The following is a 14,493-nucleotide window of genomic DNA, read 5'->3' on the forward strand; positions in this document are numbered from 1 at the left end:
AAAAGCCTCTCTGGATTATTTCTGTCCAAAGAGACTAACATATCGACGGATCACGTAATCGAAAAAGAAGGTTAAGGGGTAGGTTCCAATTTGCACATAATTTTGGCTGGTGACCTGAATGGTCTGGGTAAATAAATTTGTAAGTGTATTTTTTGTGTTTTGCGTAATAAAGATCGACTGAGCGGGACTGTTATTAATCAAGCGCGTCAGTTCAGGGTCCTTCGTCAGCAATGTTCCATAAGAAGAAATAAGAAGGATCAAGGCATCCTGATTCAATCCTTGAAGTAGTTCCTTTTGTAAGGGCTCTGTTTCACCAAGATAGAGAATTTTTCCGCTGGAAAGAAAGGACATCTGGACTTCCTTAGCGATCTCCAAAGTGGCACCATAGCCCATCAAAACAACTTCTGAAGCCTCGTGAATTTTTTTGAGCAGCTGATCAATTTCAGGAATATCAATGGTTTTCAGCACATCTTGAATTGAGGTAATGATTTCCTCACTGTAGTTTTCCAGATAGGCTTGCGGGTTGCTTTGGATCAGCTGGTATTGCTGCTCATTCATTCGTAAGCCATTATAAGGAGGCATTCCAACCAAATGAGCCAAGGTTTTCCTCAGTTCATTAAAGGAGGAAAAATCAAAATGACGGCTGAAACGGGTCAGCGTAGCTGGAGAGACATAGCATTTATCGGCAATTTCAGAAATCGTCAAGGTTTGTACCTCTTCTGAATGAGTCAATAGGTAAATAATGATCTTAGAATAGCTGGTTTCTTTTCCATTGATATTTAAGTAGGTTAAAAAGTCTAAGAGGTTAGACAAAGTTAGGCACGCTCCAATCAAATCAAATCGTTCATTTTCATGTTTATGAAAATGGGTCCTATCACATGAAAATCTACTTTGGCTTTCTTGTGATAAGATAAAAGAAATCAAGTAAATCAATTATACAATAGACTTGAATGGAAAAGGAAGGATGAAGAGCATGAGTGGATTTCCTAAAGACTTTTTATGGGGCGGAGCAACGGCGGCCAATCAATTTGAAGGCGCTTTTTTAGAAGACGGAAAAGGTTGGTCGACTGCTGACACAGCTCGTTATATTAAAGAAAATGGTACAGATATGCATGGTATCACCAATCCAATGACCACTGCGGATGTCAAGGCGGCGATGGCAGATAAAGAGGGAATATACCCGAAACGCTACGGGATTGATTTTTATCATCGCTACAAAGAGGATATTGCCCTATTTGCTGAAATGGGCTTTAAAACCTTCCGATTATCGATTTCTTGGCCGCGGATTTTTCCAAATGGCGATGAAAGTGAGCCGAATGAGGCGGGATTGGCTTTTTACGACGCTGTTTTTGATGAGCTGTTGAAATATGACATCGAACCGCTTGTTACGATTTCACATTATGAATTTCCGTTGGAATTAGCCTTCAAACAAAATGGCTGGGAGTCTCGTGAGACAATCGCAGCATTTGAAAGATACGCACGGGTTCTTTTCAATCGCTATAAGGACAAGGTGAAGTATTGGCTGACCTTCAATGAGATCAATATTATCGGAATGACTGGGTATTTAAGCGGTGGGATTTTGGCCGATAAAACAGATAACATGCTGCAGTCGCAATTTCAAGCGGCTCATCATCAGTTCGTCGCAAGCGCACTAGCTGTGAAGGCTTGTCATGAGATCATTCCAGATGCCAAGATCGGCTGCATGCTGGCTCGCATGGAGGCTTATCCAGATACCTGCAATCCGCTGGATGTGATGGAAAGTATTGATAGCGATCATACCAATCTATTCTATTCGGACGTTCAAATTCGCGGGTATTATCCTAGTTATATGAACAAGTTTTTCCGCGACAATAAGCTTACGATCAAAAAGGAACCAGGCGATGACGCGATTTTGCGAGAAGGCACGGTTGATTATATGTCCTTCAGTTATTATATGAGTAGTATTGCTACCCATGAAAAAGATGGAGAAGAAGTGGGGGGCAATTTACTAGGCTCTAAGAAAAATCCTTATCTAAAAGCCAGCGACTGGGGCTGGCAGATCGATCCTGTAGGTCTAAGAATCACGATGCACAAGTTGTATGATCGTTATCAAATTCCCTTATTCATTGTTGAAAATGGTCTAGGAGCGAAGGATGTCGTAGAAGAAGACGGTGCTATTCACGATCCATACCGCATTGATTATCTCCGTGATCATATTAAGGAGATGGAACAGGCCATTGATGAAGGGGTTGAGCTAATGGGTTATACACCATGGGGCTGTATCGACCTAGTCAGCGCAAGCACGAGTCAGATGTCTAAACGCTATGGCTTCATCTACGTTGATTTGGACGATGAAGGACATGGAACATTGAGACGTTCGAAAAAAGATTCCTTCGATTGGTATAAAAAAGTCATTGCCACAAATGGGGCGGATTTGACTTAATCGCCATCATAAGAGAGAAAAAAATGGAATAAAGCTGCTTAATAGATAGCACGCATAGATGATGTTGATCATTTTCTATGCGTGCTATTTTTTGACGTAAAAATTAAATTTCCCAGAAATCTCCACAAAAACAGTATCAGTTATATCTACTCCTTCCTTTTCAAGAACTCTCGAATTAGTTCACGTTTTTTTATTCTCTCGATAAAAAGACCGTATTAATTTTGTGAATGAAGGGCTCTATACTTTGGGTGTATTAAAAATAGGAGGAACGTGTTATGACAGATTGGTTAGACATTGCAGGTAAAACAGTGATTGTGACAGGGGGATCATCAGGTATTGGAGCAAGTATCGTCACGGAATTGCTGGAGATTGGCGTGAAGGTAGCAAACTTTGATCTCAAGGAAGGAGAACAAACCCATGAAAATCTTCGCTTTTTTGCGACAGACATTTCATCCAAAGAACAGGTCGAAGCAAATGTCGCAAAAGTAGTAAAAGAGTTTGGAACTATTGACGGGTTGGTCAATAATGCAGGAATCAATGTTCCGCGGTTACTAGTAGATGGTAAACAGCCTCATGGCGAATTTGAATTATCTGTGGATGTTTTTGACAAAATTTGTGGGATCAATCAAAAAGGGCTCTTTTTAATGAGTCAGGCAGTTGCTAGAATCATGGTAGAAAAGCAAAAAGGTGTGATTATCAACATGTCTTCAGAAAGTGGATTGGAAGGCTCGGAAGGTCAAAGTGCTTATGCAGCGACCAAGGCAGCAGTGAATAGCTACACTCGTTCTTGGGCGAAGGAGCTGGGCAAACAGGGAATACGTGTGGTCGGGATTGCTCCGGGAATCATGGAGGAAACGGGCTTACGGACCCTCTCGTATGAAACAGCCTTGGCTTATACTCGGGGAATCACCGTTGATGAATTACGTCAAAATTATAGTAAAACCACCACCATTCCATTAGGAAGAAGCGGAAAGTTAAGTGAAGTGGCAGACCTAGTATGCTACTATCTATCTGACCGAGCAAGTTATATCACTGGTGTTACAACTAATGTCGCAGGTGGTAAAACAAGAGGCTAAGGTGAAAGCGGGGTAATATGATGGCGTTGGTGAACCGTTGGTATCAAGTATTGCAGCATTTTATTACTCAAGATCGACTGACTCTAGAGGAACTAGAACTGATTACCAATACAACTTCACAAACAGTCAAAAAGACGATTCAATTACTAAATGAACAAATGGAACATGTAGGTAAAATCGTGGAAGTCTCCGGTGTTTATCAGCTAAAGGTAATTGATTCAAAGCAATTTGAGGTAGTGATGAACGGCAGCTTAAAGCAACAGATGGATTTTAATTCCAGCAGTAAGCGCATGGCAGTATTAATTGATTGTTTTATGAAGCGGCAGGATTACGTAACGATTGACGATCTGTCAGAACGTTTGGGTGTTAGTCGGTCAACGGTAAATAAGGACCTGCGGAGTTTGAAGCAGCTGCTACAGAAATTTAACATTTCATTAATTGGAACCCCTAACAAAGGATTGCTTATGAAAGGGCAGGAAGCTGATCTGCGGATGTTGTATTTGTATCATGCCTATGACTATTTGGAATATATCAGCTTAAGTGAGACGATTTTGCTATTAATTGAAGAAATATCAATCACTAAGAAACTGGATTTTCGAACCGCCGGGTTATGGCAAAAAGTCATTGGTTTAACCTTGGATCGGATTCAGGAGGGAAATACTCTACCGGCTGCGGTTCCGTATTACGTTAATTATTTCAGTGAAGATGCACAGGTGGAAGAGCTGCGGGTGACGATTGAAGAAGGCTACAGCGTGACCTTGAGCCAGTTTGAATTTGATTTTCTGTGCTTTCCTTTGAATATTTTCAACAACAACATAGTGGATGAAGAAGTAGCGGACAATTCAATTGTTCATCAGCTGTTTAAAAGCATGATGACGACCATTCACGAGTCGGTCATTATCGCTATTGATGAAGATCAGCTATTTAAAAATTTGCGAGCTCATTTTATGTTTTTACTTAATCGAATGATTTTTCGTGTACAGACATATGATATCTTTGGACGGGATTTTCGTACGAAGCATGCGTTTGCTTGTGAATTAGCAGAGATTGGTATTCGTGCGTTGGCAGATGTTTTGAATAAGCCGCAGTGCAGTGCTGAAATTCCTTATTTAGCTATTTATTTTGAATTAGCTCTTAAAGCGGATACCAGCGGGAAATTTAAAGAAATTGCGATTGTCTGCAATACCGGAAAGGGAACGGCCTTGATGCTGAAGCGGCAGCTAGGCAATGTACTGGGGCCAAACATTCGAATCGCTCATTATTCAGAGGAAGAATACCAAACGAAGGATTTGAATCGCTATTTCGCTATTTTTACGACCATTCCGCTAAATAAAACCAGCGTCCCTACGACGTTGATCAAGCTGACGGATTTGTTTAATGATAATTGGCTTTTAGGTGAATGGAAGCGGATTATTGCATCAAAAGCAGCTTCATTTGAGAATATTCATTTCAACTTCCAGACGTTGGACAGTCAAAAATCATATGAAGAGAACTTATTGCTGATGTTGAATCAGCTTGAAGCTGAGAAGTGGATTGATGAAGCTTTTAAAACCTATATCCTGCAGAAATCGCAGGAGGAATCGGCGGTGATTGAAAACGGGATTGCGTTTCCTCATGGTATTAATAATCAAAGTGATCAGATTATTGCCTTTATTGGTTCGTATCCTGAAAAAGCGTCAATCGAAGAAGTTGAGCTAGTCTTTTTAGTCGCTATCCCAGTCGATTTAACGATGGAGGCCGAGGATGAGCTGTTGAGTTTTTACGATACGATCTTTACTATTTCTTCCAGTCCGAACCTGCGTAAAAAGGTGAAGGAAGTTGTTTCTAAGGAAGAATATACACAGCTATTAACGAAAGGGGAAGTTTGGAAATGAATATCTTTTTTCTAGGTGCTATTGCTCTTGTTGCATACATTATTCAGACGTTTTTAGGATTAAAGCAAATTAAAAATTTCAATATGGTATATGGTCGGATGCGAAGAAGAGGCAGGGTGGCTATCGGCAGAAGACCGGGAAAGATTGCTTCAGGGACACTTCTTTTGTTTGCTGTAGATACGACAGGGAAAATCGGAGAGGCAGAAATGATGCAAGGAACGTCAATCTTGGCTCGCTTCAAACCACGGCCGCAGTTCATCGGCTTGGATATTCATGAGCTATCTGCGGATCATCCAATTTTATTGAAGGAAAACAAATTGACTCGTCAAGCCGCGATGAACGCGCAAAAAGTTTATATGGAAGTTGAAAAGGGCAATTATCAGGAAAGTCAGCCAGTTTCACCAGCGATGAACGTAGGGCTGAAAGTAACGATGCTAAAACAAGCAATTCAGACAAAATTTACTAAAAGGAGTGTATAAAAATGGATTTTCTAATTAAATTCGCAGAAGGCTTCATGGGCCTTTTCCAAACAGGTGCTGAAACATTTATCAGCTGGATGACGGGGATCGTCCCGGTTGTCTTACTTTTGATGGTGGCAATGAATACTCTGATTGCCTTTCTAGGAGAAGAACGAGTAACAAAGGTTGCGCAGGCTTCTTCTAAAAATCCCTTTACCCGCTATTTGATTTTGCCGTTTCTGTCAGCCTTCATGCTGGGAAACCCAATGTCCTTTACGATGGCCCGTTTCTTGCCAGAGTACTATAAACCAAGCTACTATGCGTCGCAAGCACAGTTCTGTCATACAAGCAACGGCGTTTTCCCTCATATCAATCCTGGCGAACTGTTCGTATGGATGGGAATCGCTCAAGGAATTACAGCACTAGGCTTGAATTCAATGGAACTAGCGATTCGTTATATGTTGGTAGGAGTTGTTATGAACTTTATCGGCGGCTGGGTCACAGACTTTACAACAGCCTTTGTTTGTAAACAGCAAGGCATTGAGCTAAGTAAAGACGTGCGGACAGTAGACTAGAGGAGGAAAAAGAATGACTTACAAAAGTATCAAGATTGTTAAAGGTAACGGCGGATTTGGCGGACCATTAGTCATTACGCCGACAGAAGAAAAGTATAAATTTATTTACGTAACCGGCGGCGGAGAAAAACCGGCAATTGTTGATAAAATTGTTGAATTGAGTGGTATGGAGCCAGTAAACGGCTTTAAAACTTCGATCCCAGATGATGAAATTGCTTTAGCAATCATCGATTGCGGTGGAACCTTACGCTGCGGGATTTATCCAAAGAAAAATATTCCAACAGTCAACATTGTACCGACGGGTAAAAGCGGTCCGTTGGCACAATATATTACAGAAGAGATCTATGTGTCAGCCGTTGGGACTGATCAGATCACGTTAGCTGATGAAAGTGAAGCAGTTGTTGCACCGACTGAGGAGCCGAAGAAAGAAAAGAAATTCAAGTACTCTACGGATAAAAAGATCACGGAACAGCGGGCCGAACAGCAAAGCTTTATCGCAAAGATCGGCATGGGAGCCGGGAAAGTAGTCGCCACCTTCAACCAGTCGGCTCGTGAAGGGGTTCAAACCATGATCAATACGGTCATTCCTTTCATGGCCTTCGTATCGCTGTTAATTGGGATTATTCAAGGTTCAGGGATTGGAACAGTTTTCGCCAATATGATGAAACCATTGGCAGGTAACGTGATTGGCCTGATCATTATCGGTTTTATCTGTTCGCTGCCATTTCTATCGCCATTATTGGGGCCAGGAGCAGTGATCAGCCAGATTCTAGGGACCCTGATTGGTGTAGAAATCGGCAAAGGAAATATTCCGCCGCAGCTGGCTTTACCAGCATTGTTTGCCATCAATACGCAAAATGCCGCGGACTTTATTCCGGTTGGTTTAGGTCTAGAGGAAGCAGAAGCAGAGACTGTTGAAGTCGGAGTGCCATCCGTTTTGTATTCCCGTTTCTTAAACGGAGTGCCTCGCGTAGTCGTAGCATGGCTGGCAAGTTTCGGTATGTACAGTTAAACTAAAGGTAAAAGTAGTTGTTGGGAGAGATGAAAAAATGATTTTTGAGACGCACGTAACGAACATTGGGCCAGAGGCAGAGATGTTTCAGGCTGAAAAAATGCTGATCTTTTTTGGAGATGAAGCCCCTGAGACATTAGCTGATTACTGCTACAACATTGAGCTAAAGGCTTCAACCGGCGACATTTTGCCAGGCATGACCTTCGGCTTTAACGATCAGACGTACAAGATCACAGCCGTTGGCGATGTGGTTAAGAAGAACTTGGACGATTTAGGGCATATCACCGTGCGTTTTGATGGTGCCGAAGAAGCAGAGCTTCCAGGAACATTATACGTAGAAGAAAAAGTTCTGCCCGAGATTCAAATTGGAACGAAAATCAGTATTTATTAAAAACGAGCTTCTTGGCAAGTATCCCTAAGGTGGTATTTGCCAAGATTTTTTTATTTAAAAGGGACGAGCGACACAAAACATGTCACGGGAAAAGAAATGACTATCACAATTGGCATATTGACAGAAAAACCTAATATATCAATATTTATAACAGGTTTAAACGCTTAAAAAATCGAAAATTGAAAGTGAAAAGTAGTATTGCGCTCGCTGTTAGCAAATTAATCGTTGATAAACTCTCTAATTTTGAATGATTTCATTTATTTTTAGTAAAGCAAGACTCAAAAACTATTATTTTTAATTGATAATGACGTTTTTGAGGCTGAGAAATGAAACATAATAGTATTGGAATTAAATCCATAAAAATTAGAGAAAATAAACAAATCCTATAGATGATTAATGGAGGAATCGAAATGAGAATATTAGTGCTAACCAAAAATATTTTTCATGAATTAGAATTACAGCGAGAATTACAGGTTTTAAATCACGAGGTATTTGTAACGAGAAATGAGCGGAACAATTCCTTATTGGCTAATTGTGGAAATGTCTTTGATTGTCTATTTTTGAGCGAGACGTTATCAGAAAAGGAGTTCCTAACGATTGCTAAGGAAACCTCTGCGTTATTTGATGGGCAAATTATTCGAATTAATTGCGAAGAGGGACAGAATAACTCTATACCAAAGGGAAAATTGGATGTCATGTATGTTGATCGTTCATTTGTAGAGATTAGAGAGCTTTTAGATATCTTGAATACTAAAAATGATGAATACCTAATGGCGACCTCGATAGAAGAATTCAATTGAAAATTAAGTAAACAGGAGCAATTGTTTTTTGAGAATTTACAGGAAGGAAAAACAATCGCCAGAGAGGATATGTGCTGGTTAATTTGGGGAGAAGATGAGTCCAGTTCAAGGAAATCACAGCTTTCTAACTTAGCCAAAAAGATCAATCGAAAACTAGATGAGTGCAACTACACAGACAAAAGAATCAAGACCTATTGGGGGAAAGGCTATATCCTTCAATAGTTATTTAAAGGCATCAAAAATTTGTCCAGATTTGTCAGCATATCGTTATAGGAGGGATGTTCTTTTTAATAAATGGTAAAACTGATAATTTTTGATGATATGCTGCAATAAGGGAATATTTACAGGTTCAGAGGTCATATTATGGCAAATAGTAAATCTTGATTTCAGATATTCAAAAACTATAGGTATCATATCCAACATATAATTGCTGTTCACAGTAAGTTAGAAAAGTGGCTGAATAGGTTTAATGGAATTGCGACTAAATGGTTAAGCAATTCTATGTATTGGATCAAATGGCTCGAATTATTTGAAAATGATAGAGAAACGGTTAAAGAGAAAAATTTCGTGATTTAATGCAATATATCCGATGCTTATACAAGAGTAATAGATTTTAGAGGTCGAGAACCTATCTATGTTTAATTTATACAGGTTCTCGAAATTAATTGTAAAAGTAAAATATAGTAATACAATTAGATACTTGTTTTGTATGGTATTGCAAATTAAAATGAAGATTATTACATGCCGAGGAGGTAAATTATATGAAGCCAAAAGAAATACTTTGCCAATGGGTTGACGCATTTAATAATGCGGATGTAGAAACTATTTCTGAATTATATGATGATAATGCAATAAACCATCAGGTTGCCAATGAGCCAGTTATTGGGAAAGAGGCTATAAGGAAAATGTTTGAACAAGATTTTTCTAGCGCAGAAATGGTTTGCATCGTTGAAAACATTTTCGAAGATGGACAATGGGCAATTTTAGAATGGCGTGATCCATTAGGTTTGAGAGGCTGCGGTTTCTTTCAAATAGTAAACAATAAAATTTTATTTCAAAGAGGCTACTGGGATAAGCTATCTTTCTTAAAACAGCACAATTTGCCTATTGAATAAAATGAAACTATCCCTTATATGAATAGTTTGAAAATTTCTTAAAATGTGCATGAAGGGAAGTATAATAACTTCCCTTAAAAATTGTTATAATAGCAACACTGTATTAAAACATAGCCTAAATAAGATAAATTTTCAAAGAATAGTGAAGAACAATTAATGCCCTTAACCACCCTTTATACAGTTGATTTTCCTCTTTCGTAAGCGGATAATTATCGAAAAAGGACTGAAATCAATGAGTAAAAAAGTGTTATGGGTATGGTCATTCAACAATCACCAGCAAACGGTTGGTACACCTGCTGGAATGAGTGGTGTGACTCTGCATCCAATCAAATTTCAAAAGGCAATGCGAAAGACGTTAGCTCCTGAATGGGCTTTCGAATTCATCAGTGATGATTTTTCCGAGGAGCTGCCAAAAGCAGATGTGATCGTTATACCTAAGACCAATAAAGCACTTTATGCAGAACGGGCAAAAAATGCGAAGGTGGTTTGGGTGTCAGGAATCGAGGTTGCAGAGCATAATTATGAAGGAATCAAGCATAAAATTATTAACGCGTAAAACGATAGAAGAATGAATAGTCCCATTAGATTAGTAGCTAGTAGAGCTGTATCAGGAATTTTGATACAGCTCTTTTTTTGCAGTTTTCGATGCTCTATTGAGATTAAGATCAAATGAAGTCGATCTAATCATTCTTTAAGTTATACGCAGTTTTTTGTATTTGCTATCATTTATGGCTTAAAAATCGCTATATATCACTACTTAATGTGGTTTTATGACAGTTTTAATTTATTCAAATTGCTAATTAAAAGAAAAGATATTGAGAACCAAAAAAAATAAACAAAATGATATCATTAGTAAGGAATATTATTTTAATTAATACTATCCTTTTATCAATGAAACCGTCGTTCCATATTGATCAGGCTTTTTTGAAACACAAATTGAAGGAGAGTTATTTAGAAGGAGTGGGTGTAATTGGATTATAAAAGATTGTATGGCATTTATTATGATGAAGAGGCAGGGGGCTATATTTCAGGGACTTATAAACAAAATGGAAAGAGTCACGTACATCTGACAGATTTGTACCCTAGTCAATTTCCAGAAGATGAGATCCCAATACCAGTCCTGCAGATCGCAAGCATAAAGACATACGACTCTCTAGTGAAAGTACAAAAGGAATTAGAAAAATACGCTTCATATGTAAATGTGGCAGATGCTTCCAAGCTAGAAGCAAGAGAGCTGAATTATCAGGAGATCGAGTTGATCGACAGATGTCGCGCATTCATGGAAGGACGGAAAAGGGCGCGTTCTTACGCAGAACAGTTCAAAAAAGAAAAATTGAAATGCTCTAAGTGCGGGAATACCGATATTGAAGAAATGGTTGTAGGTGAAAAAACGTTTCAATTAATGGATCGACAGAGAACCACACAGGTCGACGAACGCTTTCAAAAAGAAATCAGTGTTTATTGCAATAAGTGCACGGCTAAAATATTGTAGGCAAGCGCAGCGTTTTGATGCGTTTCATAGTAAGCAAAGAAGAAGTATCGCTATTGGATACTTCTTCTTTTTTGGTGTTCACACTCATTAAGAGTGTTGTTTCTTGATAACTTGAAAAGGGATCAAACCAGTTTAAACTTTGTCCATGGTTTCAAATAATTGACTAGCTCAATTTCTACTTTTGAAAGTCGTCCAATTTTATTTTTACGGTCATCTTTATGTGGTGTTAAGACAATCTGCAACTCATTTTTGTAAATTCCAAAGCGGTCATTTCCGATCAAAACATCACCAAATTCAAATTCCTCATCGTTATCATGAGGAGGATTCGCCTCGTTCTTATAAATAACACGTGATTGTGTAGAGCGGGCGACTAGTGCGTTCGTATCTCCCCGGCGAAAATGTTGCATATCACAAGCAATTTTATGTTCTAATTCTGTTGTCTCCGCTAAAAAATCCACCTTCAATTGAAGCTGGTAACGATCTAGTTCTGCTAAAGCCTTCAGTTCCTCTTCAGTGGCATAGGCATTTCCAATGATGACATCATCAATGAGGCCAGTGGCGAATAATTTTTTTGCCTGTACCTCGATTGGCAAATAACGATCACTTTCCAAAGTAGGCAAGCCATCATTCACATTCCAAGGACCTTGTTCTCCATATTGGCTGGCTACGAAGGCGGCGGTATGAATGCCATTCTTCTTAAATCGTTCGCTGCACTCTAGGAAAAACTCTTCTGTTAAGCCAGTTCCCACCTGTGGGTAAAAATTGTGACAGCCGAATAAATATGGTTTATTGGCTTGATAACTCAAGATATTCTCAAGGTAAGCGACATCATTGCTCATGTTCAATTCGATGATGAGTCCATAAGGATTATAGCTTATCAGTGCTTCGGTATTTCCATCAAAGCCTTGATCTAAACGAATCCCATCCACGCCTAATTCCGCAAAAAAGCGCAGATCCTGATAGCTGATCCCCAGTTTTTCAAAGATGCGAGGAGAGATATCGATGATGGTTAAATAGCCTAAATCCTTCGCCACAGCAATGATCCTGCTGAATTTTTGCTTGGTGGCAAGGATGTCGTCCGCTTCAAGCATACTCATGAAAAGTCGAGAATATCCGTATTTTTCCCCCAGTTCTAAATAGTCTTTGTCTTTTGAAAAATCACTATGGTCTGGATAAATGGAAAGGCCTAATTGTCTAAATGTCATGGTTTATTCTCCTTTGTAATAAAGTACCCCAGAAGCATTTGTACCAACTAAAGGGATCAACGCCACTTCGGGATAGTTATGTTTGATTGTTTGTTCAAAGCTATCTTTGAGCACTTGATTGTTTGTTAAAACGGAACCTGTAATAGCAATTTTACTTTGATTTGCGCTCGGACCTATTTGATCAAGGATTGCCAAAGCCTGAAGGCCTAAACGTTTTCCGCAGCTCTTTAAAATTTTTTGAAAGGCCTGATTTTTAGTGCCGTGTTCTGCAAATGCTTTTCCAAAAGCCGCCAAATCATTGCGAGGAAGACGATTGAACAGTTTAACAGCTTCAAATACATTTTCTACGCCAATTATTGGCAAAATTAGTTTTGTTAAATCACCGATGATTCCTCGATCCGCTTCTCCCAGCATTCCTTTAAACGCCTGACGCACCAAATCATAGGCGCTGCCCTGATCCCCTAATAAATGTCCCCAGCCGCCAGCTCGGTAGGCTGTTTGATTGAATTGGCCTAAGACAATCGAACCTGTTCCAGCGATGACCAAGATTCCGTCTGTTCCCTGTAATCCTTTCAGCATTGCCAGTTCAGCATCGGATAAGACGACTGCTGGACGATGAAATGTTCGTTCAATAAATTCCGCGATTTCTTTTTGGTTTCCAGCACTTTGACTACCGGCTACACCAGCTAAAATTAGCTCACAATTAGCTATCGGCAATTTATCGAATAATTCTGTTAAAACGCTCTCAATATTTTGTTTCGTCTGCTTGAAATCGACCAGACTATTTCCTGGTCCAGCCTTTCTTTCAGCCAGTAATTCTCCTGTTTCAGAGTAAGCCTGAGCGGTGATGACTGTTCCACCGCTGTCTATTCCTATTCTATAGTGCATAGATTTTTTCCTCCAAAATACTTGACATGGAATAAAAATACGTTTACATTGTATCTGAAATGAAATTTTATTTCAAGTTTTGTGAAGAAATGAAATCGAATTTCTAAAAAGGGGAGAAAAAAGAAAGATTGAAGGAGGTCAGTTAGTAAAGATAGAACATTATGGGAGGAACAAGGATGCCGATTTTTGCTAAAATTCAGGAACAACAAGAGGCGTTTTCAAAATCAGAATTAAAAATCGCGCAGTTTATTTTGGACCAACCGCAGGATGTGTTGGAAATGACTGCTCAACAATTAGCCAGAGCAGCTGATTCCAGCAGTGCCGCTGTTATCCGTTTGTGTAAGCGGTTAAAAGTCTATGGTTTCCCGCAGCTTAAAATAGAATTATCCGCGGATTTAAGCGGGGGAGAACTTAGTCGGAAAATACAGCCAGAAGTACGTGAAAATGAAGAAATCAGCTCCATCAAAGAACGCTTACTAGTGAATACTCAAAATTCTTTAGCCGAAACGGTTGAAGAAATAGACGATGATCAAATTTATCAGCTTAGCCAAATAGTTGCTCGTTCAAGACGGTTACTTGTTTTGGGTATCGGCGTTTCTAATTTAGTGGCTCAAGACATTGCCCAAAAGTGGGGAAGTGTAGGCACGATTGTTATCGCTTTTAATAATGTGAATGATCTATTGCCGATAGTAGCAAATGCTGGAATTGAGGATTCCCTGTGGGTAGTAGACAATTCAGGAGAAACCCCAGAAGCAATATATGCAGCTCAAATCGCTAAAGAACGAAAGGTTCCAATCATTACGATGACTAAAAAGGGCAGCAATACCATCTCTGAGCTAGGTGATGTGGAAATTCATACGAGCCAGCCGATCGAATTACCGGGAAGAATTGCTGCGACGGATTCCTTACTATTACAGTTTATGGCTATTGATATTATCTTTTATGATTTTGTGAGTCGGAATTACGAATCAAGCATTTCTCAGTTGAATCAATCAGCGAAACTTGTGAAGGACTACAAGAACCATTTCTATAAAAATAAATGAAACAAACAATCTATTGTTAAAAAAGTCTAGTGGTAATAAGTCAAGAGTAAAGTAACACGTTTTCTACCCTAAAGAACTGAAAGAAGGTGCACTCAAAAAAGCCTAGCCTAATGAAGCGTTTTCACAGGCTGAGTTCAAAGAG

At 39.3% G+C, this 14,493-nt stretch carries 16 protein-coding genes and 1 pseudogene; 14 read left to right on the top strand and 3 right to left on the bottom strand.

The window, feature by feature from the left end:
• Nucleotides 1-15: 15 nt before the first annotated feature.
• Nucleotides 16-813 carry a MurR/RpiR family transcriptional regulator gene (locus tag KQI58_RS16560; protein ID WP_216410136.1) on the bottom strand — a complete coding sequence of 266 codons (798 nt, stop codon included), beginning with the start codon at nt 811-813 and terminating at the stop codon, nt 16-18.
• A 160-nt stretch (nt 814-973) separates the two neighbouring features.
• Between KQI58_RS16560 and KQI58_RS16565 the strand changes: the two genes are divergently transcribed.
• The 13 genes and pseudogenes from KQI58_RS16565 to KQI58_RS16615 all read left to right on the top strand — a co-directional run bounded on the left by KQI58_RS16565 (nt 974) and on the right by KQI58_RS16615 (nt 11,215).
• Nucleotides 974-2,422, top strand: coding sequence for a glycoside hydrolase family 1 protein (locus tag KQI58_RS16565; protein WP_216410137.1), 1,449 nt, complete (start codon nt 974-976; stop codon nt 2,420-2,422).
• Nucleotides 2,423-2,697: 275 nt separating this feature from the next.
• A complete protein-coding gene (locus KQI58_RS16570; protein ID WP_216410138.1) occupies nt 2,698-3,498 on the top strand; it encodes an SDR family oxidoreductase in 801 nt (266 codons plus the stop codon).
• A 20-nt stretch (nt 3,499-3,518) separates the two neighbouring features.
• Entirely contained in the window at nt 3,519-5,372 is a 1,854-nt protein-coding gene (locus tag KQI58_RS16575; RefSeq protein WP_253295994.1) for a BglG family transcription antiterminator, read from the top strand.
• Nucleotides 5,369-5,851 carry a transcriptional regulator GutM gene (locus KQI58_RS16580; protein WP_216410140.1) on the top strand — a complete coding sequence of 161 codons (483 nt, stop codon included), beginning with the start codon at nt 5,369-5,371 and terminating at the stop codon, nt 5,849-5,851. The genes KQI58_RS16575 and KQI58_RS16580 overlap by 4 nt, the downstream gene beginning before the upstream one ends.
• A 2-nt stretch (nt 5,852-5,853) precedes the next feature.
• Nucleotides 5,854-6,405 carry a PTS glucitol/sorbitol transporter subunit IIC gene (srlA, locus tag KQI58_RS16585; protein WP_216410141.1) on the top strand — a complete coding sequence of 184 codons (552 nt, stop codon included), beginning with the start codon at nt 5,854-5,856 and terminating at the stop codon, nt 6,403-6,405.
• Between the two features lie 13 nt (nt 6,406-6,418).
• Nucleotides 6,419-7,417: a PTS glucitol/sorbitol transporter subunit IIB gene (srlE, locus tag KQI58_RS16590; RefSeq protein WP_216410142.1), complete on the top strand. Its 999-nt coding sequence runs from the start codon at nt 6,419-6,421 to the stop codon at nt 7,415-7,417.
• A gap of 37 nt (nt 7,418-7,454) precedes the next feature.
• Nucleotides 7,455-7,808 (top strand): PTS glucitol/sorbitol transporter subunit IIA, encoded by a 354-nt coding sequence (locus tag KQI58_RS16595; protein ID WP_216410143.1) that lies wholly within the window; start codon nt 7,455-7,457, stop codon nt 7,806-7,808.
• Nucleotides 7,809-8,218: 410 nt separating this feature from the next.
• The gene (locus KQI58_RS22805) at nt 8,219-8,608 is read left to right on the top strand and encodes a hypothetical protein (RefSeq protein ID WP_253295995.1); all 390 of its coding nucleotides are present in this window, start codon (nt 8,219-8,221) and stop codon (nt 8,606-8,608) included.
• 21 nt (nt 8,609-8,629) lie between these two features.
• Nucleotides 8,630-8,830 (top strand): helix-turn-helix domain-containing protein, encoded by a 201-nt coding sequence (locus KQI58_RS22810; protein WP_301282209.1) that lies wholly within the window; start codon nt 8,630-8,632, stop codon nt 8,828-8,830.
• Between the two features lie 186 nt (nt 8,831-9,016).
• Nucleotides 9,017-9,250: pseudogene (locus KQI58_RS22815) on the top strand (IS1595 family transposase); the annotation flags it as partial.
• A 119-nt stretch (nt 9,251-9,369) separates the two neighbouring features.
• Nucleotides 9,370-9,723 carry a nuclear transport factor 2 family protein gene (locus KQI58_RS16605; RefSeq protein WP_216410144.1) on the top strand — a complete coding sequence of 118 codons (354 nt, stop codon included), beginning with the start codon at nt 9,370-9,372 and terminating at the stop codon, nt 9,721-9,723.
• Between the two features lie 232 nt (nt 9,724-9,955).
• Nucleotides 9,956-10,279, top strand: coding sequence for a hypothetical protein (locus KQI58_RS16610; protein ID WP_216410145.1), 324 nt, complete (start codon nt 9,956-9,958; stop codon nt 10,277-10,279).
• 414 nt (nt 10,280-10,693) lie between these two features.
• Entirely contained in the window at nt 10,694-11,215 is a 522-nt protein-coding gene (locus tag KQI58_RS16615) for a hypothetical protein (protein WP_253295996.1), read from the top strand.
• A 122-nt stretch (nt 11,216-11,337) separates the two neighbouring features.
• On the opposite strand, the gene KQI58_RS16620 is transcribed toward KQI58_RS16615, so the two are convergent.
• Complete coding sequence (locus tag KQI58_RS16620) at nt 11,338-12,420, bottom strand: DUF871 domain-containing protein (RefSeq protein WP_216410146.1); 1,083 nt, start codon at nt 12,418-12,420, stop codon at nt 11,338-11,340.
• A 3-nt stretch (nt 12,421-12,423) separates the two neighbouring features.
• Nucleotides 12,424-13,308, bottom strand: a complete 885-nt coding sequence (locus KQI58_RS16625) for a BadF/BadG/BcrA/BcrD ATPase family protein (RefSeq protein WP_216410147.1) — start codon at nt 13,306-13,308, stop codon at nt 12,424-12,426.
• Nucleotides 13,309-13,484: 176 nt separating this feature from the next.
• Here KQI58_RS16625 and KQI58_RS16630 point away from each other — a divergent pair, with 176 nt between their 5' ends.
• Nucleotides 13,485-14,351 (top strand): MurR/RpiR family transcriptional regulator, encoded by an 867-nt coding sequence (locus KQI58_RS16630; RefSeq protein ID WP_216410148.1) that lies wholly within the window; start codon nt 13,485-13,487, stop codon nt 14,349-14,351.
• The last annotated feature ends 142 nt before the right edge of the window (nt 14,352-14,493 follow it).

This window comes from Enterococcus raffinosus, from assembly GCF_018917525.1.
GTDB classification, from domain to species: Bacteria; Bacillota; Bacilli; order Lactobacillales; family Enterococcaceae; genus Enterococcus_A; species Enterococcus_A raffinosus_A.